The following is a 20,992-nucleotide window of genomic DNA, read 5'->3' on the forward strand; positions in this document are numbered from 1 at the left end:
AAATAGAGATGCCCGTAGTTTTTAATAAAAATATTGACGAGAATACCATACTTGCGGTATGGAAAATCGAAGAGACTGAAGAGCAATTGCTTTCCGGCCTGCAACTGAAACAGCATGAGCTGGATTTCATTTCCTCCTTAAACAACGGGAAACGTCTGCTACACTGGCTAAGCACCCGTGTGCTGCTGAGAACCATGCTCAACACCTCTGAATATATTGATTGTCAGATGGACGAACATGGCAAACCTTTTCTCCCTAACCTTGATTACCATATTTCCCTGAGTCATTCTTATGATTATGCGGCAGTGATTATCGGAAAAGACAGGAAAGTAGGAGTAGATATAGAGCTCATCAAACATAAAATCAAAAGTATTAAGCATAAGTTTCTTTCCGATATTGAGCTTGCACAAAAGCAGATCGGCGATAACATCAATGGCTTGTATGTTTGTTGGTGTGCCAAAGAAGCGATCTATAAATGGAATGGAAGAAAAGGCCTGGAATTTAAACAGGACATGCACATCAAGCCATTTAAACTGAAAACTGAAGGAAGTCTGACTGCCCTGGTCGATTTACCTGAAGGGACCCGAGAGCTGAGTGTCAACTACTTCAAGACCAGTGATGGTTATATGTTGGGCTATGTAGTGGCTTAATTTTCAAATGATGAATAAAAAAGTAGAATTCATAGATTGGGGACTCACCGATTATCAGGAAGCCTGGGATCGGCAGGAGCTGATTTTTAATCAGACCATTGCCGTTAAAACAGATAACAGGAACAACAATACGACAACAGAAACACCAAATCATCTGGTTTTTGTAGAGCATCCACACGTTTATACACTCGGGAAAAGCGGCCATCCGGAAAACCTGTTGCTGGATGAACAAGGCCTGTTGGAAAAAGAAGCAACCTATTATAAGATCAATCGCGGCGGAGACATTACCTATCACGGCCCCGGACAGATTGTAGGTTATCCGATTCTTGACCTTGATAATTTCTTTACCGACATCCATCTTTACCTCAGGACATTGGAAGATGCGATTATCCTGACTTTGAAAGATTATGGCATTCCTTCCGGAAGATATCCGGGATTTACAGGAGTCTGGCTGGATGCAGACAATGAGAAAGCCCGTAAAATATGTGCGATGGGCGTCAGATGCAGTCGCTGGGTAACGATGCATGGTTTTGCCTTCAATGTGAATACCGATCTTAATTATTTTAAAAATATTGTTCCCTGCGGGATAGACGATAAAGATGTGACTTCTATGCAAAGGGAATTGGGGCATGCCTTGAATATGGCAGAAGTAAAAGAAGTGCTAAAGGGACACATTTCCAGTCTGTTTCATATGGACTTGTTCTGACCTCCTTAAAAAAATAGGAATAATTCCTTTGTTTTTTTGTAGTAAATATTATCTTTACTCGAAAAACAAACTACTATTATGGATTACACTTCAGAACAATCAGCGGGCATAGCAGCAATCGGTGCTGTTGGTGGGATTATTTATCTTGCTCTCGTTGTACTTATTATTGCGTCATTATGGAAAGTCTTCACGAAGGCTGGAAAACCAGGTTGGGCATCACTTATTCCTATTTACAACATTATTGTCCTTCTTGAAATCATTGGCAAACCAACCATCTGGATTCTTTGGATGTTGATTCCTTGTGTAAATATTTACTTCGGAATCTGGGCAATGAATCTGCTAAGCAAGAGTTTTGGTAAAAGTGAAGGCTTTACTGCAGGATTGATCCTGTTACCTATCGTATTCTATCCTATATTAGGATTTGGAGATGCAAGGTATTTAGGTCCAGCATCAGCAGAGGCACAACAAGGCTTTCCTGGCACCAACAATCCATTTGGAACGAACAACCCGTTTGGAACAAATGATCCGTTTAATAAACCTCCAACCACACCACAAGCTTAATTGCTGGTGTTGATGATATACCTGTTATCCGCCTGGTCTTCTTTTTTAGATCAGGCGGATAATTTTTTTCTGACCTGCCCATTTAAATACCTGACTGGTTTTGACTGCCCTGGTTGCGGTTTTCAACGGTCTTTTCTTGCATTGATGCAAGGCAATATGGAGGAAAGCTTCCATTTATACCCACCAACGGTTCCTTTGTTGATCACTTTCATAGTTGGCCTGAGCGCAAATTACCTGAGTAAAGGAAACAGCGATAAACTGATTAAAGTACTGTATTTAATTACGGGCTCCATCATCATGATCAGCTATTTCTTCAAAATTTTTTCTCCTCATACACATTCCTGAACCCGGAAGAGAAATAGGTTGTTCGTACAAATCCATAAGGAGCGCTTTCGCGTAAATGTATTTATGATCAAAATTCCTATTTTAATTCTGGCATTAATGGTATTATTGGCCTGCCAAAAAGATAGTTTTAAAATGACGACAAATACCAGCCCTACCCTGAATACCAAACCAAAAAATGAGATTTCTTATTTAGCAATCGGTGATTCTTATACGATTGGAGAAGCAGTTCCCCTGCAAGGTGGCTTTCCTTGTCAGTTGACCACAATTTTAAAAGATAATGGACTTGATGTGGGTACGCCTCATATTATTGCTAAAACCGGATGGACAACAAGTGAATTACAGGAAGCGATAAAAAAAGCAAACCTGAATGAGAAGTTTACTGTGGTTACACTGCTGATTGGCGTAAACAATCAATACCGGGGTGAATCGAAGGAAAGGTACCGTAAGGAGTTTAAGGAACTCCTACAAACAGCCCTCGGTTTTGCCAATGGAAATAAAGCAGGGGTATTTGTGGTTTCTATTCCGGATTGGGGCCTTACTCCTTACGGATTGGAAAGTGGTAGAGACATTCCCTCCGTCAGTTCAGATATTGATGCTTTTAATGCCATAAATAAAGAAGAAACACTTTCGCAGGGGCTCAGCTATACGGACATTACGCCTGGCTCCCGACTAGTGGCCTCAGATAGAGAACTGATTGCTTCTGATGGATTACATCCCTCTGCAAAAATGTATCAGGAATGGGCAGTTCAACTGGCACCCGCCTTGATTAAGGCATTGAAATAATTAGTCAGACTGAGAAGTTAAATGATTGTAATCTTTGATAACGGTGGTTAGAAAGTTAAGCTCGTTCATCCCCTGAGGAATACTGAGAGATAAATGTTCGGCCACCTTTGCAGACATGTTGTAAATCAGGTCCGCATTGGATGTTTTATAATAGGTGAGAACCACCTCATGCATGAGCTCGATATCGTGGTCAGTCAACAAGTCTGCATTCTTGAAAACAGGAGTATATTCTTCCTCCGTTGGATGAAAAGCAATGTGTTCAAGGTTGGTTCTTGGAACGGTCTTAATCAGCGTAGTTCCAGCTACCATATCGCCTATTCTTTGCTTGTTTTCTGATACGGCTACTGCTATTAAGCCACCAATCTGGGCAGTCAGTGCAAAATCGACCAATCGGAACAACCAGCGGATAAAATATTGGCCAATGCTCGCCTGAGCCCCATCGATGCTGATGACTTTGATCTTCATCAACCTTTTTCCTAAACTCTGTCCATTCATAAAGACTTCACAGATGAGGTTGTAAAAAACATAAAAGGCAGCTAGCGCAATTATAAGTACGGTAAGAACAGTCTCCGGACCTGCTAAAAGGCCGAAAACCATAACTAATATATATACTCCAAAAAAGGCAGCCAGGTCAATGAGCCTTGCAGCAATTCTCTCCCCTAATCCGGCCACCGGATAATCGATGTCTACATGCTGACTAGTGTTTACCTTAATTGTTTCCATAAGATCAAATATAATATTGATGTTCAAATTATTATTGTAAAATTGTTTTTTGTCGCTATTTTACAGAAAATTTGATCTTCATTTATGAGAGAGGCATTGTTTGTTAAACAGAATTCTGAGAAATGGAAGCGTTATGAACAAATGCGTACGGAAAATTCAGATGAACTGGCGGAGCGCTTCATTGACATTACCAATGATCTGGCTTATGCAAACACTTTTTACCCTAAATCAAAGACTACGGCTTATCTCAATGGCCTGGCGGCGGTTTTACACCAGTCTATTTATAAAAATAAAAAAGAAAACAGCAACCGGTTTATTACCTTTTGGAAGACGGAACTGCCGGTTTTGTTCTATACCTATCGCAAACAATTACTGTATTCCCTGCTGTTCTTTCTTCTTTCCGCATCAATAGGAGCCCTTTCTGCGAAGTATGATGATTCATTTGTGAGACTGATCCTTGGGGATGGTTATGTGAACATGACAAATGAAAATATCGCAAAAGGAGATCCGTTCGGCGTATATAAACGACAGGGAGAAGTGGAAATGTTCCTGATGATTGCCGCAAACAATACTTATGTGTCTCTGCTCATGTTTGTCAGTGGAATTTTCCTTTCCATTGGTCCTGTCTTTTTCATGTTAAGAAATGGAGTGATGATCGGGGCCTTTGAATATTATTTTTTTAGTAAGGGTTTAGGCGCGGAATCCGTACTGACTATCTGGATTCATGGAACATTGGAAATCTCAGCCATCATTATCGCCGGTGCTGCGGGGTTGGTTTTGGGTCACGGTCTGCTTTTTCCTAAAACATATACCCGATTTCAAGCTTTCAAAAACAGCGCTAAAGACGGAACAAAAATCGCTTTAGGGCTGGTCCCAATCATTTTGGTTGCTGCCTTCTTTGAAGGTTTCATTACCCGCCATACAGAAATGCCGCTTTTACTCAGCATCAGTATCCTGGCAGGATCCCTGTTCTTTATCATCTGGTACGTGATCCTATATCCATCAAAACTTCATAAACGCCATCAAACTATAGAAAATGCCTGAAAACCTGGAATTCAAAAAACTCAGAGAGTTCGGAGAGATCATCAACGATATGTTTTTGTTCATCAAACAGAACTTTAAAGCTTTGTTAAAAGTATTTGTCTATTTCAGTGGAATCTTCCTCCTGGGATCAATCATAGCTGGAATCTACCAACAAATAGGAATGCAAAGAGCACTCATATCCAGTGATAACCCCTTTTCCATGTTGGGGAAGATATTTAATGTTAATTATTTCCTCGTCATACTCTTCAACATGGCAAGCTACACGGCGATGAATGTTTCCATTCTGAGTTTCATAGCTGTTTATATAAGAAAGGGAAATGTTGCCCCCAGTTTAGAGGAGGTCTGGTCTTATTTTAAGTTCTATTTCTTTAGAGTGTTGGGAAGCGGGGTTTTAATCGGCCTTTTCTGTGTGCTTTGTTTTCTTTTCTTTTTGATTCCCGGATTCTATGTGATGCCCGCGATGATGCTGTTCTTTCCAATCATGGTTTATGAAAATGCCAGTTTTGGTTATTCCTTTGAACGTGCATTTAAATTGGTCAAAGGACATTGGTGGATTACTTTTGGAACGATACTGATCATTTACTTTATTACTTTGGCCAGCCAGTCAATGGCCTCTCTTCCCGCACTCGTTTTTACTTTTGTGAGTGCATTTACTGAAGGAGCGAAGGGTTTGAGTAATACGGCAATTATCATCTCTACCACTGTGCAATATGTATGTCAGGTATTTATGATTATCCCGCTTGTGGGCATTTCTATTTGTTATTTTAACCTCGTAGAACGATTGGATAGTACAGGATTAATGGACCGTATCGGTCAGATGGGTGCATCAAAAGAACCTTTCAATACCCCGGAAGAATATTAGCATGCGGAGGCTTTTTCTAATCTTTATGCTCATTACTGCCACGGTCAGTGGCTTTCCTGCTCCTTTGTTGCAAAAGCCTGTCCGGAAGCAGGTTGGGAATGACAGCAGCAAAGTGATCTTGCGTAATTTTGATGCGGAAAAGATGAAGGCGTATACGGAGCAGTCAGAATTCAGGTATAAGGAAAAGCCACCTGATCAGGATAGCTTATGGGCCCGGTTCTGGCGCTGGTTCTGGAATTGGTTCTCAGAAGTTTTAGAGAATAAGACATCCGGGACTTTTATCAAATATGGAATCATTACCGTCCTGGCAGGCTTGGTTGTATTTATCATTATTAAGGCAATGGGACTTGACCTGAAGGTATTTTCGGGCAAATCCAAAGCCCTGGAGGTTCCTTACTCGGAATCCCTGGAGAACATACATGAGATTAATTTTCGGGCAGAAATAGAAAAAGCAATTTCGGTCGGAAATTACAGATTGGCAGTCAGGCTCTTTTATTTACATTCTTTAAAAATGATGAACGATAGTCAGATGATCAACTGGCAACCGGACAAAACCAATCAGGCTTATGTAGGAGAACTTACTGATCCCGAAAAAAGAAAACAATTCGGAGAACTGACCACTCAGTTTGAATACATCTGGTATGGAGAGTTTTTCATCGATAAAGAAAGCTTTGCAGAAGTAAAGAAGGATTTTGATAGATTTAACAGGAGGGGCACATGAAAGGCATGAAATTATACCTTATCGGAACAGGTATTCTGCTCATCTTATACCTCGCCGCAGAATATTACAAGCCAAAACCTACAGATTGGCGCCCGAGTTACCTGAAAGAGGATAAAATTCCTTTTGGGTTATTCGTGTTGAATAAGGAATATCAAAGCATATTTCCGGAAACCAGAATTGAAATGTCGAGACTACCGGTCTACAATACCCTGAAGGATAAAGAAAGAAAAAACACCAACTACCTCATTGTCGCAGGCGCATTACATGTTGATGAACTGGATTATAAAGAACTCGTTAAATTCATGAAAGCAGGAAATCATGTTTTTATCGCAACTTTTGATATAGGAAGCTACCTGAAAGATACCTTGAAACTGGACATCAATTCTTCGCTGAATTACGGCAAAAAGAAAAGTGTTCCAATCAATTTTGTTAACCCCTCTGTAAAGGCGAAACAGCCCTATGTTTTTGATAAGGGGCTGGGAGACCTCTATTTTAGTAAGGTAGATACTTCCAGGGCCACAGTACTGGGAAGAAATGAAGAGGGGGCAGTTAACTTTGTCAAATATACCTTCGGCGAAGGAGCACTGTATGTCTTGCCAAATCCGCAATTGTTGAGCAATTATGCATTATTGAGCGCTGAAGGTGCGGCTTATGCGGCAAAAGCACTTTCCTACCTGCCAGTGGCGGAAACACTAATCTGGGATGAGAACAATACGAAAGGGAACCTGGGCAATGAAAGTCTGCTGAGAGTGCTTTTTAAACACGATCAGCTGCGCTGGGCTTATTACTTGTCTATGATCAGTTTAGTGATCTTTGTACTTTTTGAAATGAAACGAAGACAGAGAATCATTCCTATCATCCCTCAGCTCAGAAATTCTTCTGTAGACTTTGTAAGGGTGGTAGGTAAAGTTTATTACCAGCAACGGGATAACAGCGATATTGCCTCTAAAAAGATCAGTTACCTTCTTGAATTTATCAGAGGAACATACCGCTTAAAAACCAACGCCATAGATGAAGAACTGATGGCTGCCCTTGTCTCGAAATCAGGAGGGAATGAAAGTGATATCCGGCATTTATTTGCCACAATTGAAGAAGTCAGCAAGCCTGGAAGGGTAACTGACTATCAGTTAATTACATTGAATAAATTAATAGAAAAATTTTATAAAGAAGCCCAATAGAAATGGAAGCGGAAATGTTTAACAAAAGAACCGACCTGACACAGCTAAATGTTGCTGTGGAACAAATCAGAGAAACACTGGGTAAGATCATTGTCGGACAAAAAGATACCATAGATTTTCTGATTGCCGGATTGCTGGCCGATGGACACATCCTGTTAGAAGGCGTACCAGGTGTAGCAAAGACATTAAGCGCTAAGCTAGTGGCTAAAAGTATTGATGCTTCATTTTCGAGGATCCAGTTTACACCAGATCTGATGCCTTCAGATGTGCTGGGTACCTCAGTATTTGATCCCCGGAATTCGGCTTTTGAATATCGGAAGGGCCCTATCTTTGGGCATATCATTTTGGTGGATGAGATTAACCGTGCCCCGGCAAAAACACAATCTGCCTTATTTGAGGTGATGGAGGAACGTCAGATCACTGTTGATGGACATACTTACCTGATGGATGAACCTTTTATGGTCCTGGCTACGCAGAATCCAATTGAGCAGGAGGGAACATACCGTTTGCCGGAAGCTCAGCTGGATCGTTTCTTGTTTAAAATTGAAGTGAAATATCCAAGTCTGGAGGAAGAAACAGCCATTTTGCTCAATCAACACCAGTATCGTTTGGACGATGCCCTTAAGGCCGTGAAACCGGTACTGAGCATAGATCAGGTGAAGTCATGCCGGGCCATCATTAAAGGATTGCACGTAGAGCCCAAATTAATTGAATATGTGGCAAAGATCACCCATGAAACCAGAAGCAACAAATCGCTGTATCTGGGGGCTTCTCCACGTGCTTCCTTAGCAATGCTGAACGGTGCGAAGGCCTTCGCCGCAATGCAGGGGCGTGATTTCGTCACTCCGGAAGACATCATTAAAGTGGCGGCACCAGTGTTGGCGCATCGCATCATGCTGACGCCCGATAGGGAGATGGAAGGACTTACAACGAGCGATATTGTGGCTCAGATCATTCAGAAAATAGAAATTCCAAGATAAAAAGTAGCATATTGAAAAGCTTCATTACTAAATATTACAAAGACCTCTTCCTCCGTAAAAGACTTTTTGCCGGTGTTGGAGTCTGTGTATCCCTGTTTCTGTTTTCTTTCTTTCTGCCATGGCTTGGGGCCCTGCCTTACCTATGCTTCTGGATATTGTTGTTATTGATTGCTGCGGATCTGATTTTATTGTTTAAAACAGAAAGAGGTGTTTTCCTGCGAAGAGACCTTCCGGAGCGGTTGAGTAACGGGGATGATAATGAGCTCCTGCTCCATGTGGAGAATTTTTATTCCTTTGGCATTCATATCGGGATTATCGATGAAATCCCTTTTCAGTTTCAGAAAAGAGACCTCTGGTTTAGCAGTGCTCTAAAATCAAGAGAAAATAAAACCATCACCTATACCTTGCGTCCCACAAAAAGAGGAGAGTACCGCTTTGGACAGACGCGTGTGTATGTGCAATCCCCATTGGGCCTGATCTCCAGAAGGTATAATTTTGGAGAGGAGACCATGGTTGCCGTATATCCATCTTTTTTACAGCTGCGCAAATATGAGTTGATGGCCATTTCCAACAGGCTCAGCGAAATCGGCATTAAAAAGATCAGAAGGATTGGGCATAGCCTGGAATTTGATCAGGTGAAAAGTTATGTGCAGGGCGACGACTACCGCACCATCAACTGGAAGGCTACCGCGAGAAGAGGAGATTTAATGGTGAATTCTTTTACAGATGAAAAGGCACAGCATGTCTATTGTGTAATTGACAAATCCAGAACAATGAAAATGCCTTTTAATGGATTAAGTCTGCTTGACTATGCCATTAATGCAAGTCTTGTGCTCTCCAATGTCGCTTTGGTTAAGGAAGATAAAGCCGGGCTAATTACGATTGCTGAAAAAATAGGGAGTGTCGTTCCTGCAGAACGAAGACCTGCACAGCTGGGGAAAATAATGGAAGTGCTTTACAAAGAAAAGACGCGCTATCTGGAAACCAATATGGAGGCTTTATACCTGAGTATCCGCGGAGTCTTAAAACAACGAAGTCTGGTGGTCTTTTTTACTAATTTTGAAAGCATGTCTGCCTTAAACAGGCAACTTCCGTTTTTAAAGAAGATTGCGAAATTTCACCTCCTGCTCATTGTCTTTTTTGAAAATACCGAACTCAAAACGCTGAGTGATGAACCAGCTAAAGATGTGGAAGGAATCTACATTAAAACCATTGCGGCAAAATTTGCGCACGAGAAAAAACTCATGGTTAAAGAGCTGACTAAACATGGAATCCTGAGTATCCTTACCCCACCGGAAAAGCTGACCATCAATGTTGTTAACCGGTACCTGGCCATAAAAGCCCAGCAGAAAACCTAATAGGCTAACATTCTGGTAAGCTGATCGGGATATTGGTCGCTAAACCTCCATCGGAAGTCTCTTTATATTTAGAGTTCATATCGAGTGCCGTTTCCCACATGGTATTTACCACAGCGTCCAGACTTACTTTTGCTTTGTCTGGATTACTTTGTAAGGCAAGCTGACTTGCAGTGATCGCCTTAATTGCACCCATGGTATTTCTTTCGATGCAAGGAATCTGCACCAGACCTCCAATCGGATCACAGGTTAAGCCAAGATGATGCTCCATGGCAATTTCAGCAGCCATTAGTACCTGACGCTGTGAGCCGCCTAAACACTCGGTTAAAGCCGCCGCAGCCATCGCAGAGGATACCCCTATTTCTGCCTGACAACCACCCATAGCTGCAGAGATGGTGGCCCCTTTTTTAAAGATACTGCCTATTTCTGAAGCACAGGCAATAAACTGACTGATTTTCTCATCCGTATAGCCATCGCAAAAAGCAATGTAATATTGAAGTACGGCCGGAATTACGCCTGCTGCGCCATTGGTAGGGGCGGTCACAACGCGGCCAAATGAAGCATTTTCCTCATTTACTGCCAGGGCAAAACAACTCACCCAGTCAAGGATGTAATTAAAGCCATTTCCGCCGCTTCTAATGGCCTCAATCCAGCTTTCGTAATTGGTGTAAGTACTGTTTCCGATAAGGCGTTTGTTCAAGGCACAGGCTCTTCTTCCAACATTTAGTCCTCCGGGTAAGAATCCCGCTGTATGACAACCACGGTAAGTACAGTCTTTCATCACATTGAAGTGTTGCATAATGCCCTTTCTGGTCTCCACTTCTGTGCGCCAGGCAAGTTCATTTTCCATTACCACCTCAGAAACTTTTAATCCCGTTGTTAAGCACCAGTGTAAAAGGTCAGCAGCCTTCTCTATCGGGAAAGGAAGGTCTACCTGTTCCTTATCACTACCGCTTTCTCCTTCTTTTACCACGAAACCGCCGCCTATAGAATAATAAGTCTCAGATATCGCTTTACCTGTGTTTAAAAAGGCTTGAAAGGTCACTGCATTGGGGTGAAAAGGGAGGCTTTCAAAAAATAGAAAAACAAGGTCTTCTTCATAGTCGAAAGTGATGTTTCGCTCCGCATTCAGGTTCAGCAGGTGATAGGTTTTAATCTCTTCAATGGTAGAATCAATGGCATTCACATCGAAGGTCACCGGATCTGCACCATTCAATCCCAGTAGGATGGCTACATCAGTTCCGTGTCCTTTGCCTGTTTTAGCCAAAGAGCCATATAATAGAATCTTAATCTGATCAACCTGTGCTAACAGATTTTTTTCTTTTAATGATGCGGTAAATTGTTGAGCCGCCCGCCAGGGACCTAAAGTGTGTGAGCTTGACGGTCCAACGCCTATCTTAAAAATATCAAAAACTGAGATTTGTTCCCTATGCATATTACAAAGCTAATATAGTTTTGTGACATTTACGGCTTTTGAGGGGGATAGAAAGGAGTTAATTGAAACAAACCAGACTAAAAATCGAAAGCAATGATCTTTTTGTCCTGGAGCATCCGGTCTACAAATCTCTTGTGGTTTTTGGGACTGCCGATAGCAACCCAGGTTCCGCTGATGGTTCCGTTGGCCAGTTCCTGCTTCCCTCTGCTTAGCCTCAGTCCGGAAGTTTTGATGTCTTCTTCATACTTCTCCAAACTTTCATTCTCGTATTTCTTCACAATGCGATAGATCCTTTTGGTAAAACGCTGCTCCACCATTTCCTCAAGAAATGGAAAGGTCAGTAAAGCAAAGAGGACAACGAGGGTTACACCAGTAGCTTGTTCATAATATCCTGCGCCGATAGCCATCCCAATCGCAGCGACAATCCAGATCACACAGGCCGTGGTTAACCCTTTTACCTGATTGTCTTCTTTAAAGATTACTCCTGCACCTAAGAAGCCAATTCCTGTCACAATATTTGAAGCAATGCGGTCATGACTTGTTAATCCGATCTTGATAGATAAAATCGTGAAAAGTGTAGAGCCGAGCCCAATCATGATCATCGTCTTCAGGCCGGCCTGTTTGCTTCTGAATTCTCGCTCAGCACCAATCAGACCACATAAGAGTGTGGCAAGAAGAAATTTGTTGACTTCAGTTTGCGTGAGGAAATGATTGCTTTCTAAGATATTCTCCATAAGATTGATAAGCTCAATATAACAAAGATTCAGCGTTAATTTACAACTTGTCAATAGAAATCATAACATCGCAATCCATTGTATTTATTGTAGCTGGAGCTGTTGGGGAAATATCTTTCGTAACCAATGCCGATTTCTGTAGTTCCGCTGGTATTGGTGTAGTTGATTTTGGAAATCGTTGCGTCATGACTGGCGCCTAAGCGCAATTTTTCGCCATTTTTACTGCCCTTGAAAAGGTCGAATATCAGTGACACCACAAATGCATCAGGTCCTTCCATTCCACTGCTGCGATACCATAATCCGGTATTTAAATTTCTGTATTTAAATTGTGCGCCTAGACTCATGGAGGATGCGCCAGCCTGCTTGTGATATAAGGCAGAGGGAATGATATATGGACCTTCGTCATTGTCGTCATATGAATAGGGGCTCAACGAAATCCGGTAACTGGCATTGATGGTGGTACGAAATGGTAGTTTCGCCTGTGTTCCGCTAAAGGACTCATCGGGCTGGTTGATGTGATGAAAGGCGGCTCCAACCATAAAATTATAGAAGACGATATTGGTGCCTGCTGAGGCATCAAAATAAAATTTGCTGGATATTTCCGGGACCAGGGCGGAGGAAACACTTCCTGGTATATAGCCAAGACGCCTGTCAATCTGATCAGAGAAAACTAATTTGCTCCAATCGATATCGCGATTGGTAAAGCCGGCCTGTATCCCGAAAGAAGCAATAAAGTCGTCGCTGCCCACACTATAGGAATAAGTAGCTGAAGCATTGTTTTTAACCAGATATGCAGTACCCTCACTACTTCTGGTAAACATCAGGCCCACCCCACCGGCAAACCTTGGAATATGGAGGTCTGCGGAAGCGGTGAAGTAAGTTAAGGTTCCGCTTAGTCCCGACCATTGGTTGCGATATACCATGTTCATCCGGATATCCCCTTCAAACTGACCTGTCAGGGCCGGGTTAAGGTAAATCGGGGAACTGAAAAACTGCGAATAACTATGGTCCTGTCCGAAAGCAGCTAGCTTTAAGACGATCAGAAACGTTAGATATAAGTACTTTATGTCTATCCTCATTTTTATCTGATTAGGTGTATTGGTCCCGTACGTTTAGGTGCAGCGGCTCCATAAGTCATGCCTTTCCATTCTGATCCATTGATCATCTGGACCTCCACTTTCCAGTAATACACGCCCTGCGGCATGGGTTGTCCTTTAAAGGTCCCATCCCATCCTTCTACAGGCCGGCCTTCTTCCAGCAAACTTGTTTCCCACATCTTTTCGCCCCATTTGTCATAGACACTGAACTGCCATGATCTGATGCCAGAACCCTTGGCACTGAAAAGGCGCAACTCGTTTGTTTCACTTCCCGGAATGAAGGAGTTTGGGAGAAATAAATATCCGGGAACCCCGGTAATGCGAACGGATTTATTGGTTTCTGTAAAACAGCCTTGCTGGTTGCTTACTCTAAGGGTAACTTTATACAATCCGGTATCAAGATAGGTATGGCTTGGATTCTTTAAAGCGGAACTGGTATGGTCCCCAAAGTCCCAGCTCCATTGATCCGGAGTATTGCTGCTTTCGTCGATAAAGTTGAAGGTGTAATTCGGGATGCTGATCTGAATGCCTGGTTTTACACTGAATTGTGCTATCGGAGGACTTACAATGTGAATGAAATTGTTTTGTATCAGGCGATGGGTACAGCCCAGGCCATTCGTTGTGGTTAAGGTAACGGTATAGAAAGGTCCCTGGCCTGAATAAACATGTGAAGGTTCAAATTCGTTGGAGCTGGTACCGTCGCCAAAGTCCCAGAGTTGGGAAACAGCACCGGTACTGGTATTGATAAACTTAACCTCCATTCCCGGACAACCGGTCGTATTGTTGGCACTGAAGGCAGTTAAAGGTTGTTCCAGTACGGTGATGGTTTCGGAGGTGTTCACTACTGAACAGCCATTGGAAGCGGTTAATGTCACCGTATAGATCCCAGACCTTTCGAAGGTATGGCGCACCATTTCCGGAGCTGTTCTGGTCAGTAAGGTGGCGCCATCCCCAAAGTCATACTTAAATAGATTGGCTCCTTTGGAATTGTTATAGAAGTTTACTGTGAATGGGGCACATCCCTCTTTTTCATTAGCATTCACCACGAGTTCGGGAGTGATGGTATTCGGTGCTACTCTGATGACAAAACTTTGTTCGTTTGTTCCACATTCATTCTCTGCAATCATTTTTACAGTAAAATCCTGCGTGATCAAGGTATTATAAATGTGCTCAACGGGGGATTTATCCCTGGTGGTAAATATCGGGCTGCCATCTCCAAAATCATAGTAAAACATATTTGTTGCGCCCGGAGAGGTATTGCTGAAAGTCACTTTCATTGGAGAACAACCGGTCACCTTATCCGGGGAGAATACCGCTTTTGGTTTAGCTTTTATTAAAATAGTAGAAGTAAAAGTGTTTTCTCCGCAAGAGGTAATCGCAGTTAAAGTCACTGTATAGCTGATGTCATCTCCTGAAGGGTCAGGTAAAAATGTGACCGGAGGAGCTAAGGTTTGTGTGGAAGTTGTGCCATTCCCAAAATCCCATTTGAAGGTTGCATTGGTCAGAGAGGTAGAGGTGTTGACGAAATTTATCAATAAGGGCCCGCAACCCTCAGTTGCACTTTGTGTATAAGCAGCAGTTACATTTTGCTGGGTGCTGAAGGTATGGCTAAATTCGTCCGGAAGGCAATTCTGACTGCTGCTGGTTACGAGTTTAATCACTACAGATTGATAGCTGTTCGAAATCGTGTACCCGGGAAACGATAGTCCTTCGCCTATTTTAAGGCCATCTGCATACCAGGTATAGGTGTCATTTCCCTGAGGAAAGGGAAGGGCCTTTATATTTTGTGCGTCAATATTAAAGGGGATACATCCTTTGTCGGCACTGAAGCTGAACACAGCCTTCGCATTTGGTTTTACAGTAATCGTAACCGGGCTACTCGGATGCTGCAACGCACCGCTACATTCAATACTGCCTACAACACGCCGGAAAAAGGTGGTGATACTAAGTGGATCCGGTTGATAGTCCTGGAATTTTGCTCCCGGAAGATCAGTCCAGGTAGATCCATCAATGCTGGATTGCCATTGGTAAAGGTAATTGCTGCCGTCTGCCCCCTGTGGGAAAGTTCCTTCCAATTTTGCTGGTGTCAATCCGGAACAAATAGTCTGAGCGGCCGTGATGGTATTGTTGGTAATTGAGGGCAAGGCAATAATACGGATCACATTGCTGGGCTCCATGCAGGCACCGCTTCTGACGATCCTTCTGAAGCTCAGGGTTTCCTGAAGGCTAAAGTTTAAATCTGCACTGCGCTGATCAGGAATAATACTCCAGTCAGTTCCGTTACGGCTATTTTCCCAGGTAAAAGTATAGGCATTGTCTCCACCGGAAAGGACAATATTGGAGATATTGATGGCTTGTCCGTAGCAAACCACTGTATTTGGATTGCCAATGGTATTGACTATCGGGGGAAGGTTGCTGATGTTGAGTTCATCGGCTGTGGGATCACAGATTGCAGAGCCGGTAATCGTCCATCGGAATTTGTAGGTCCCGGGAGTAACCGCTGTAACTGTCGATTGCGGATTCGCGGGATCAGTAATCAGGGCGTTAGGATCTCCTTGTATCATGGTCCATTTGCCGCTTTCTCCGTTACTGGTATTTGGAGCATTTCCTGAAAGCTGGAAAATGGGCACGTTACATAATTGCTGGTCAGGGCCGGCAGTTGCGATACTGATTGCAGGAATGATGGTAATGGGGATTGCATCCGTTATTTTTTCGTCGCAGGCACCATTTTTCAGCACTGCCCGGTATTGGGTGTTTACGGTTAGATTACTAAAGTTTAAGACAGGAGTAGTATTGTCGATGATCAGCCAGTTGCTTCCATCGGTTGAGCTTTCCCAGCGTTGTACCGCTCCAATATGCCCGGTTAGGGTAATTTGCCCGGTATTTAGACCATAACAAACAGTAGTTCTGTCTCCTGCAAGTGTGCCTGCTATGGTTGGCGGGTTAACGGTAATGCCGACGTTTGCTACCGACGGACTACAAGTCCCTGTACCGGATATGGTCCAGCTGAAGGTATAGGTTTCTCCTGCAACGAGGCCACTGACTACTGCATTTGGAGAATGGAGATTGGAAAATGTAAGGTCTGTTTGTCCGGAAGTCAGCAACCAGGCCCCTGTTTCAGTTGACTTAGGATGATTGCCATCCAGTGTATAGGTTAATGCGTCGCAAATGCTGACATTCATTCCGGCAGTTGCGATAGTAATTGCCGGATCTACAGTAATGGTTACCGTAATTTCTTCACCGGGACATCCGGTTGCAGAGATAGGAATGATCTTATAGGTCACAGTTCCAGCCAGATCTCCGGTATTGACCAATGTTTCATTGATGGCAGTGATTGCTGTTGGTGTTGGCTGATCATGGTTTCCTGTTACCCCATTAGTGCTTGTACTCGTCCAGGTATATTTGATGCCGGGAAAACTGGGTGTTAGTGTAATTCCTGAGCGTTCTCCACTGCAAATTGCAGGTTTTGAAAGTGCTGCGGTGGCTGAAGGTTTAGGATATACGGTTACTGTAAAGGAAAATGGAATTCCTGCACAGCCATTCAGGGAGGGGGTAATTTCATAAACAACCACAGCGTTAGCGGTGCTGCTGGAATTGAGGATAACATCAAGTATTTTTCCTGATCCTGCAGGACTAAATGAACTTCCGGCATTCAGATCAATATTTTTTGCTGTCCAGCTAAAACTGCTTCCCGGCAGACTTGTACCCGCAGCCGGATCGTAAGAAAGGGGATTGCCCGAACAGATCTGCTGTACTGTATTTGTCCCTGTATTGTTAGGGAAAATCCCGATTTCGATGACATCTTCCACTTCCGCACAAAGTCCGGTAAGGTTTGTACTGACAATAAGTTTTATGGTCGCTTTGTGTAGGTCGCGTTCCTGTTGTGTCGGGATATAATTCGTGTTCAGATTGTCGGTCTGATTGGAGAACGTTCCTGCTCCCACCCACCTGCTGGCCCTGTAATTGCCATTGGTCACCACTCCGCTCAAATTTACGGATGCGTCATAGCAGATGGGATTTTTATCTGCGGTAATTTTTACAATAGGGGAAGGGTAAAAGGTAATCAGCTGTTCTTTACTAACTGATCCGCAGCTGTTTTTATGCGTGACTGTGACTTTATAGCTTCGGTACTGCTTGAATAGAATGGCTGGAAATTTACTGTTTACATTTGTACTGTTCTCAAAGCTAAAGTCTGCATTGGTTAAGGCTGTTCCGTCTGCTGCAGTTACTGCCCAGGTATAGGTGTCTGCAACATCAAGCTCGGTTCCGGAAAATAGTACTTTGGTTGGACCGCTGATCTGGTCGTCATACTTATACAAATCTGGTTTACAAAGATCAACGGTTGCCGCTAATGTGATGGTTGGCGCGCTGTCAATAATAATGATCCGTTGTGGGGGCGTTGTGCTAACTTCCCCGCAGGCGGCACTACTGATTTTTAAGGTAATCTCATAAGTCCCCTGTTTTAGAAATTTAAACGTGGGCTGCGGAATTCCATTGGTAAAAGTAACTTCTGAGGTGTTGGCATTACGATTTGATTTAGTCACCACCCAGTTGTAAGTATGATTGGGGCCGCAGCTATTGTCAAGGATGGACTTATCATGTGCCTGAATCTCAAATGGAGCGCAATGTGTATTGGGGATGCCATTGAAATCAAAATCTGGTTTGGGTGGATTTTGAATGCAAATCTGATGGGTAACAGATTCCCCGTTACATTGTCCACTGGTAACAGATTCTAATTTGATCGAATAAATCCCGGGGGCTGCAAAGAGATATTGGAAAATCGCCGATCTGGGTAAGTTGGCTGCCTTTTTAACATCGTCTACGTACCAGTTATATTTCACATCATTGTCTGCACAAATGGGATTATTGGCTTCACTTTCTCCCAGCATAGAGGTGTTTAGGAAGTTAATCGTGCTGCCGGTACAGCCTGTAGCCGGATAATTGAAACTGTTTTCGGGTTTTTTAACAACTTTGACATAGGTGGAAAGTTCTCCGCCGGTTATGCCACAAAACGGACTTACCGCGGCAATGTTTATCCCAAATACATTGTACCTTGGTCCTGTTCCTGTATTGTATACGGGCCTTCCACAAGAGGGCAAAAGGTATTCATGGCGGACATATCCGAGCTGAAGGTCACACAGGGTGTATACTTCGGGTCTGCCTTCCGAATCTCCCCAGTCGATTTGATAAGTAGTTCCCGGATAATTATTTTTAATCCCGTTCTGAGATAGATCTACCGGAAACTGAAGATATCCTCCCGGTAAACAAACAATACTTCCTCCGGTAGTGCCAAAACTATTGTTTGTGGTGTTATTGATCAGCATGTAAGCCTTTGTGCTTACTGTGCCATTTAAACTGGCCTTAACAATCAATGTGTAATGACCCAATGGAGCGGTAAAGCTTTGAATTGGCGATTCGGGGGTAAAGGCCAGATTGGCTACATTTAATTTGCTGAGTTCATTCTTGATACTGGCCGTGACTACGCTTGACGTGGTGGAAGCATTGGTAAAATCAAAGACGACATTTGCAATCCCGGGACACCGCCCAAAAGCTTCTTTTGTGGCGCCCGGACCTGCAGTTGGCAATTCCGGCGACGAACCGACCGCTGCGGAAACTTTTGTCCCAGCCTTAATCTCAAACGGGAGGGAAGGATTGGAAACAAAGGCCGGATTGGTAGACTTAACCTGAAGCCGGTAACTCGCTCCCGGAGGTGCTGTTGAGGGGATTATTCCGTTAACAAAGGTTGCGTAAAAACCATTGTAGGTTCCAATTCTATTATTGCCGCTAAAACTGCCGCTGGCGTCAGATAGATAAAGTTCAAATACATTTCCAGGCTTAAGGCAGCTGCCGTCCTGCAGTTCAAGCATAGCGGTAATACCAGAGCCGGGAGTATAGGGACCCGGATCAGCAACAGTAAGAATGATTTGAGAAAACGCCCCCGTCAACTGGCAAAAAAATACGATAATGGTTAAAAAAGCAAAGCGTTTTACCATTTCTATAAGTTTACATCTTTAATGTAATCAATATATTACGTGTTTTCTCTGTTCTTTTTGTTCTTTTTTGAGCAAAAAGAAACCGTCTACTAATTTTACTTAGGAGACGGTCTCTTTTTATTGTAATTATAGGTGGATGATATTACATCATTCCGCCCATACCACCACCACCCATTGGAGGCATACCTGCACCAGCAGGAGCATCTTCAGGATCGTCAGCCAATACCACCTCTGTTGTTAACAACATCGCTGCGATAGAAGCTGCGTTTTCTAATGCTACACGACCAACTTTAGTTGGATCGATCACACCGGCAGCAATTAAGTTCTCATATACATCAGTACGTGCATTGTAGCCAAAGTCAGCTTTACCTTCTTTAACTTTTTGTACTACGATAGAACCTTCAATACCTGCATTCTGGCAGATTTGACGTAGTGGCTCTTCGATCGCACGTTTTACAATAGCAATACCAGTAGTTTCATCATCGTTGCTACCTTTCATTCCTTCTAATGCCTCAATAGCACGGATGAAAGCAACACCACCACCGGCAACAATACCTTCTTCAACCGCAGCACGTGTTGCATGTAATGCATCGTCTACACGGTCTTTTTTCTCTTTCATTTCAACTTCAGAAGCGGCACCAACATAAAGAACTGCAACACCGCCAGCTAATTTAGCCAAACGCTCTTGTAATTTCTCTTTGTCATAATCAGATGTAGTTGTCTCGATTTGAGCTTTGATCTGGTTAACACGAGCTTTGATGTCTTCAGACTTACCTGCACCATTGATGATTGTAGTATTGTCTTTGTCAACAAGTACTTTCTCAGCAGTACCTAAATAAGTAAGGTCAGCATTCTCTAATTTATAACCTCTTTCTTCAGAAATTACAGTACCACCGGTTAAGATAGCGATGTCTTCTAACATTGCTTTTCTACGGTCACCGAAACCTGGTGCTTTAACCGCAACAACTTTCAGAGATCCACGGATCTTGTTCACTACCAATGTAGCTAATGCTTCGCCATCTAAGTCTTCAGCAATGATCAACAATGGTTTTCCTGTTTGTACTTGTTTCTCTAAAACCGGCAACAATTCTTTCATGTTACTGATTTTTTTATCGTAGATTAAGATGTAAGGGTTTTCTAATTCCGCTTCCATTTTATCCGCATTAGTTACGAAGTATGGAGACAGATAACCACGGTCAAATTGCATACCTTCTACTGTTTTTACTTCAGTTTCAGTACCTTTAGCTTCTTCTACAGTAATTACACCATCTTTACCTACTTTAGCCATTGCTTCAGCGATAAGAGAACCGATAACTTCATCATTGTTTGCTGAGATAGAAGCAACTTGTTTGATTTTGTTATTGTCTTCACCTACAGTCTGAGACTGAGACTTTAAGTTCGCAACGATTGCTGTAACTGCTTTGTCGATACCACGTTTCAAATCCATTGGATTTGCACCGGCAGCAACGTTTTTAATACCTGCAGTTACAATTGCCTGTGCCAATACAGTTGCAGTTGTAGTTCCGTCACCTGCAATATCTGCAGTTTTAGAAGCCACTTCTTTAACCATTTGAGCACCCATATTTTCAATTGGGTCTTTTAATTCAATTTCTTTAGCTACTGTAACACCATCTTTAGTGATTGCAGGTGAACCAAATTTCTTGTCAATAATTACGTTACGTCCTTTAGGACCTAGAGTTACTTTTACTGCATTGGCCAAAATATCCACACCTCTTTTCAGGGCGTCACGGGCTTCTACATTATATTTTACTTGCTTTGCCATTTTAAAATATTGTTATTAATGATTGATTGTTGTAAAGTTGAA

General features: G+C 42.8%; 17 protein-coding genes. 11 read left to right on the top strand and 6 right to left on the bottom strand.

The window, feature by feature from the left end; all coding sequences use genetic code 11:
• Positions 1-8: 8 nt before the first annotated feature.
• The 5 genes from BLQ87_RS24870 (at position 9) to BLQ87_RS24890 (ending at position 3,045) form a co-directional block, all read left to right on the top strand.
• Positions 9-650, top strand: coding sequence for a 4'-phosphopantetheinyl transferase family protein (locus tag BLQ87_RS24870; RefSeq protein ID WP_074611629.1), 642 nt, complete (start codon positions 9-11; stop codon positions 648-650).
• A 10-nt stretch (positions 651-660) separates the two neighbouring features.
• Entirely contained in the window at positions 661-1,356 is a 696-nt protein-coding gene (lipB, locus tag BLQ87_RS24875; protein WP_074611630.1) for a lipoyl(octanoyl) transferase LipB, read from the top strand.
• 78 nt (positions 1,357-1,434) lie between these two features.
• The gene (locus tag BLQ87_RS24880; RefSeq protein WP_074611631.1) at positions 1,435-1,917 is read left to right on the top strand and encodes a DUF5684 domain-containing protein; all 483 of its coding nucleotides are present in this window, start codon (positions 1,435-1,437) and stop codon (positions 1,915-1,917) included.
• Positions 1,918-1,929: 12 nt separating this feature from the next.
• A complete protein-coding gene (locus BLQ87_RS24885) occupies positions 1,930-2,262 on the top strand; it encodes a DUF2752 domain-containing protein (protein ID WP_074611772.1) in 333 nt (110 codons plus the stop codon).
• A gap of 63 nt (positions 2,263-2,325) precedes the next feature.
• Positions 2,326-3,045, top strand: coding sequence for an SGNH/GDSL hydrolase family protein (locus tag BLQ87_RS24890; RefSeq protein WP_074611632.1), 720 nt, complete (start codon positions 2,326-2,328; stop codon positions 3,043-3,045).
• Here the strand turns inward: BLQ87_RS24890 and BLQ87_RS24895 are convergent, their stop codons facing one another.
• The gene (locus BLQ87_RS24895) at positions 3,046-3,768 is read right to left on the bottom strand and encodes an RDD family protein (RefSeq protein ID WP_074611633.1); all 723 of its coding nucleotides are present in this window, start codon (positions 3,766-3,768) and stop codon (positions 3,046-3,048) included.
• Positions 3,769-3,852: 84 nt separating this feature from the next.
• Between BLQ87_RS24895 and BLQ87_RS24900 the strand changes: the two genes are divergently transcribed.
• Genes BLQ87_RS24900 through BLQ87_RS24925 form a run of 6 tightly spaced genes read left to right on the top strand, consistent with a single transcriptional unit; the run spans position 3,853 to position 9,911 of the window.
• Positions 3,853-4,812 carry a stage II sporulation protein M gene (locus BLQ87_RS24900; RefSeq protein WP_074611634.1) on the top strand — a complete coding sequence of 320 codons (960 nt, stop codon included), beginning with the start codon at positions 3,853-3,855 and terminating at the stop codon, positions 4,810-4,812.
• The gene (locus BLQ87_RS24905) at positions 4,805-5,674 is read left to right on the top strand and encodes a hypothetical protein (protein ID WP_074611635.1); all 870 of its coding nucleotides are present in this window, start codon (positions 4,805-4,807) and stop codon (positions 5,672-5,674) included. Before BLQ87_RS24900 ends, BLQ87_RS24905 begins: the two co-directional genes overlap by 8 nt.
• Positions 5,675-5,699: 25 nt before the next feature.
• Positions 5,700-6,395, top strand: coding sequence for a DUF4129 domain-containing protein (locus BLQ87_RS24910; RefSeq protein ID WP_074611636.1), 696 nt, complete (start codon positions 5,700-5,702; stop codon positions 6,393-6,395).
• A complete protein-coding gene (locus tag BLQ87_RS24915) occupies positions 6,392-7,573 on the top strand; it encodes a DUF4350 domain-containing protein (RefSeq protein ID WP_074611637.1) in 1,182 nt (393 codons plus the stop codon). Before BLQ87_RS24910 ends, BLQ87_RS24915 begins: the two co-directional genes overlap by 4 nt.
• 2 nt (positions 7,574-7,575) lie before the next feature.
• Positions 7,576-8,553, top strand: a complete 978-nt coding sequence (locus tag BLQ87_RS24920) for an AAA family ATPase (protein WP_074611638.1) — start codon at positions 7,576-7,578, stop codon at positions 8,551-8,553.
• An 11-nt stretch (positions 8,554-8,564) separates the two neighbouring features.
• Positions 8,565-9,911 (top strand): DUF58 domain-containing protein, encoded by a 1,347-nt coding sequence (locus BLQ87_RS24925; RefSeq protein WP_074611639.1) that lies wholly within the window; start codon positions 8,565-8,567, stop codon positions 9,909-9,911.
• Between the two features lie 4 nt (positions 9,912-9,915).
• Here the strand turns inward: BLQ87_RS24925 and BLQ87_RS24930 are convergent, their stop codons facing one another.
• The 5 genes from BLQ87_RS24930 to groL form a co-directional block, all read right to left on the bottom strand.
• The gene (locus BLQ87_RS24930; protein ID WP_074611640.1) at positions 9,916-11,343 is read right to left on the bottom strand and encodes an L-serine ammonia-lyase; all 1,428 of its coding nucleotides are present in this window, start codon (positions 11,341-11,343) and stop codon (positions 9,916-9,918) included.
• Positions 11,344-11,420: 77 nt separating this feature from the next.
• Positions 11,421-12,077, bottom strand: coding sequence for an MgtC/SapB family protein (locus BLQ87_RS24935; protein WP_074611641.1), 657 nt, complete (start codon positions 12,075-12,077; stop codon positions 11,421-11,423).
• 50 nt (positions 12,078-12,127) lie between these two features.
• Positions 12,128-13,156: a PorP/SprF family type IX secretion system membrane protein gene (locus BLQ87_RS24940; protein ID WP_074611642.1), complete on the bottom strand. Its 1,029-nt coding sequence runs from the start codon at positions 13,154-13,156 to the stop codon at positions 12,128-12,130.
• Positions 13,157-13,158: 2 nt separating this feature from the next.
• A complete protein-coding gene (locus BLQ87_RS24945) occupies positions 13,159-19,167 on the bottom strand; it encodes a PKD domain-containing protein (protein WP_074611643.1) in 6,009 nt (2,002 codons plus the stop codon).
• Between the two features lie 142 nt (positions 19,168-19,309).
• On the bottom strand, positions 19,310-20,950 hold the full coding sequence (gene groL, locus BLQ87_RS24950) for a chaperonin GroEL (protein ID WP_073231974.1): 1,641 nt from the start codon (positions 20,948-20,950) through the stop codon (positions 19,310-19,312).
• Positions 20,951-20,992: the final 42 nt, after the last annotated feature.

The sequence above is a fragment of the Pedobacter steynii genome (assembly GCF_900103665.1).
In the GTDB taxonomy this organism is placed as follows: domain Bacteria; phylum Bacteroidota; class Bacteroidia; order Sphingobacteriales; family Sphingobacteriaceae; genus Pedobacter; species Pedobacter steynii.

Bases quoted from the DNA above. Each gene is read 5' to 3' on its own strand.
- lipB (WP_074611630.1), top strand. From the start codon at position 661: ATGAATAAAAAAGTAGAATTCATAGATTGGGGACTCACCGATTATCAG.
- BLQ87_RS24885 (WP_074611772.1), top strand. From the start codon at position 1,930: ATGATATACCTGTTATCCGCCTGGTCTTCTTTTTTAGATCAGGCGGAT.
- BLQ87_RS24935 (WP_074611641.1), bottom strand. From the start codon at position 12,077: ATGGAGAATATCTTAGAAAGCAATCATTTCCTCACGCAAACTGAAGTC.
- BLQ87_RS24905 (WP_074611635.1), top strand. From the start codon at position 4,805: ATGCCTGAAAACCTGGAATTCAAAAAACTCAGAGAGTTCGGAGAGATC.
- BLQ87_RS24930 (WP_074611640.1), bottom strand. From the start codon at position 11,343: ATGCATAGGGAACAAATCTCAGTTTTTGATATTTTTAAGATAGGCGTT.
- BLQ87_RS24915 (WP_074611637.1), top strand. From the start codon at position 6,392: ATGAAAGGCATGAAATTATACCTTATCGGAACAGGTATTCTGCTCATC.
- BLQ87_RS24870 (WP_074611629.1), top strand. From the start codon at position 9: ATGCCCGTAGTTTTTAATAAAAATATTGACGAGAATACCATACTTGCG.
- BLQ87_RS24900 (WP_074611634.1), top strand. From the start codon at position 3,853: ATGAGAGAGGCATTGTTTGTTAAACAGAATTCTGAGAAATGGAAGCGT.
- groL (WP_073231974.1), bottom strand. From the start codon at position 20,950: ATGGCAAAGCAAGTAAAATATAATGTAGAAGCCCGTGACGCCCTGAAA.
- BLQ87_RS24945 (WP_074611643.1), bottom strand. From the start codon at position 19,167: ATGGTAAAACGCTTTGCTTTTTTAACCATTATCGTATTTTTTTGCCAG.
- BLQ87_RS24890 (WP_074611632.1), top strand. From the start codon at position 2,326: ATGATCAAAATTCCTATTTTAATTCTGGCATTAATGGTATTATTGGCC.
- BLQ87_RS24940 (WP_074611642.1), bottom strand. From the start codon at position 13,156: ATGAGGATAGACATAAAGTACTTATATCTAACGTTTCTGATCGTCTTA.
- BLQ87_RS24910 (WP_074611636.1), top strand. From the start codon at position 5,700: ATGCTCATTACTGCCACGGTCAGTGGCTTTCCTGCTCCTTTGTTGCAA.
- BLQ87_RS24880 (WP_074611631.1), top strand. From the start codon at position 1,435: ATGGATTACACTTCAGAACAATCAGCGGGCATAGCAGCAATCGGTGCT.
- BLQ87_RS24895 (WP_074611633.1), bottom strand. From the start codon at position 3,768: ATGGAAACAATTAAGGTAAACACTAGTCAGCATGTAGACATCGATTAT.
- BLQ87_RS24920 (WP_074611638.1), top strand. From the start codon at position 7,576: ATGGAAGCGGAAATGTTTAACAAAAGAACCGACCTGACACAGCTAAAT.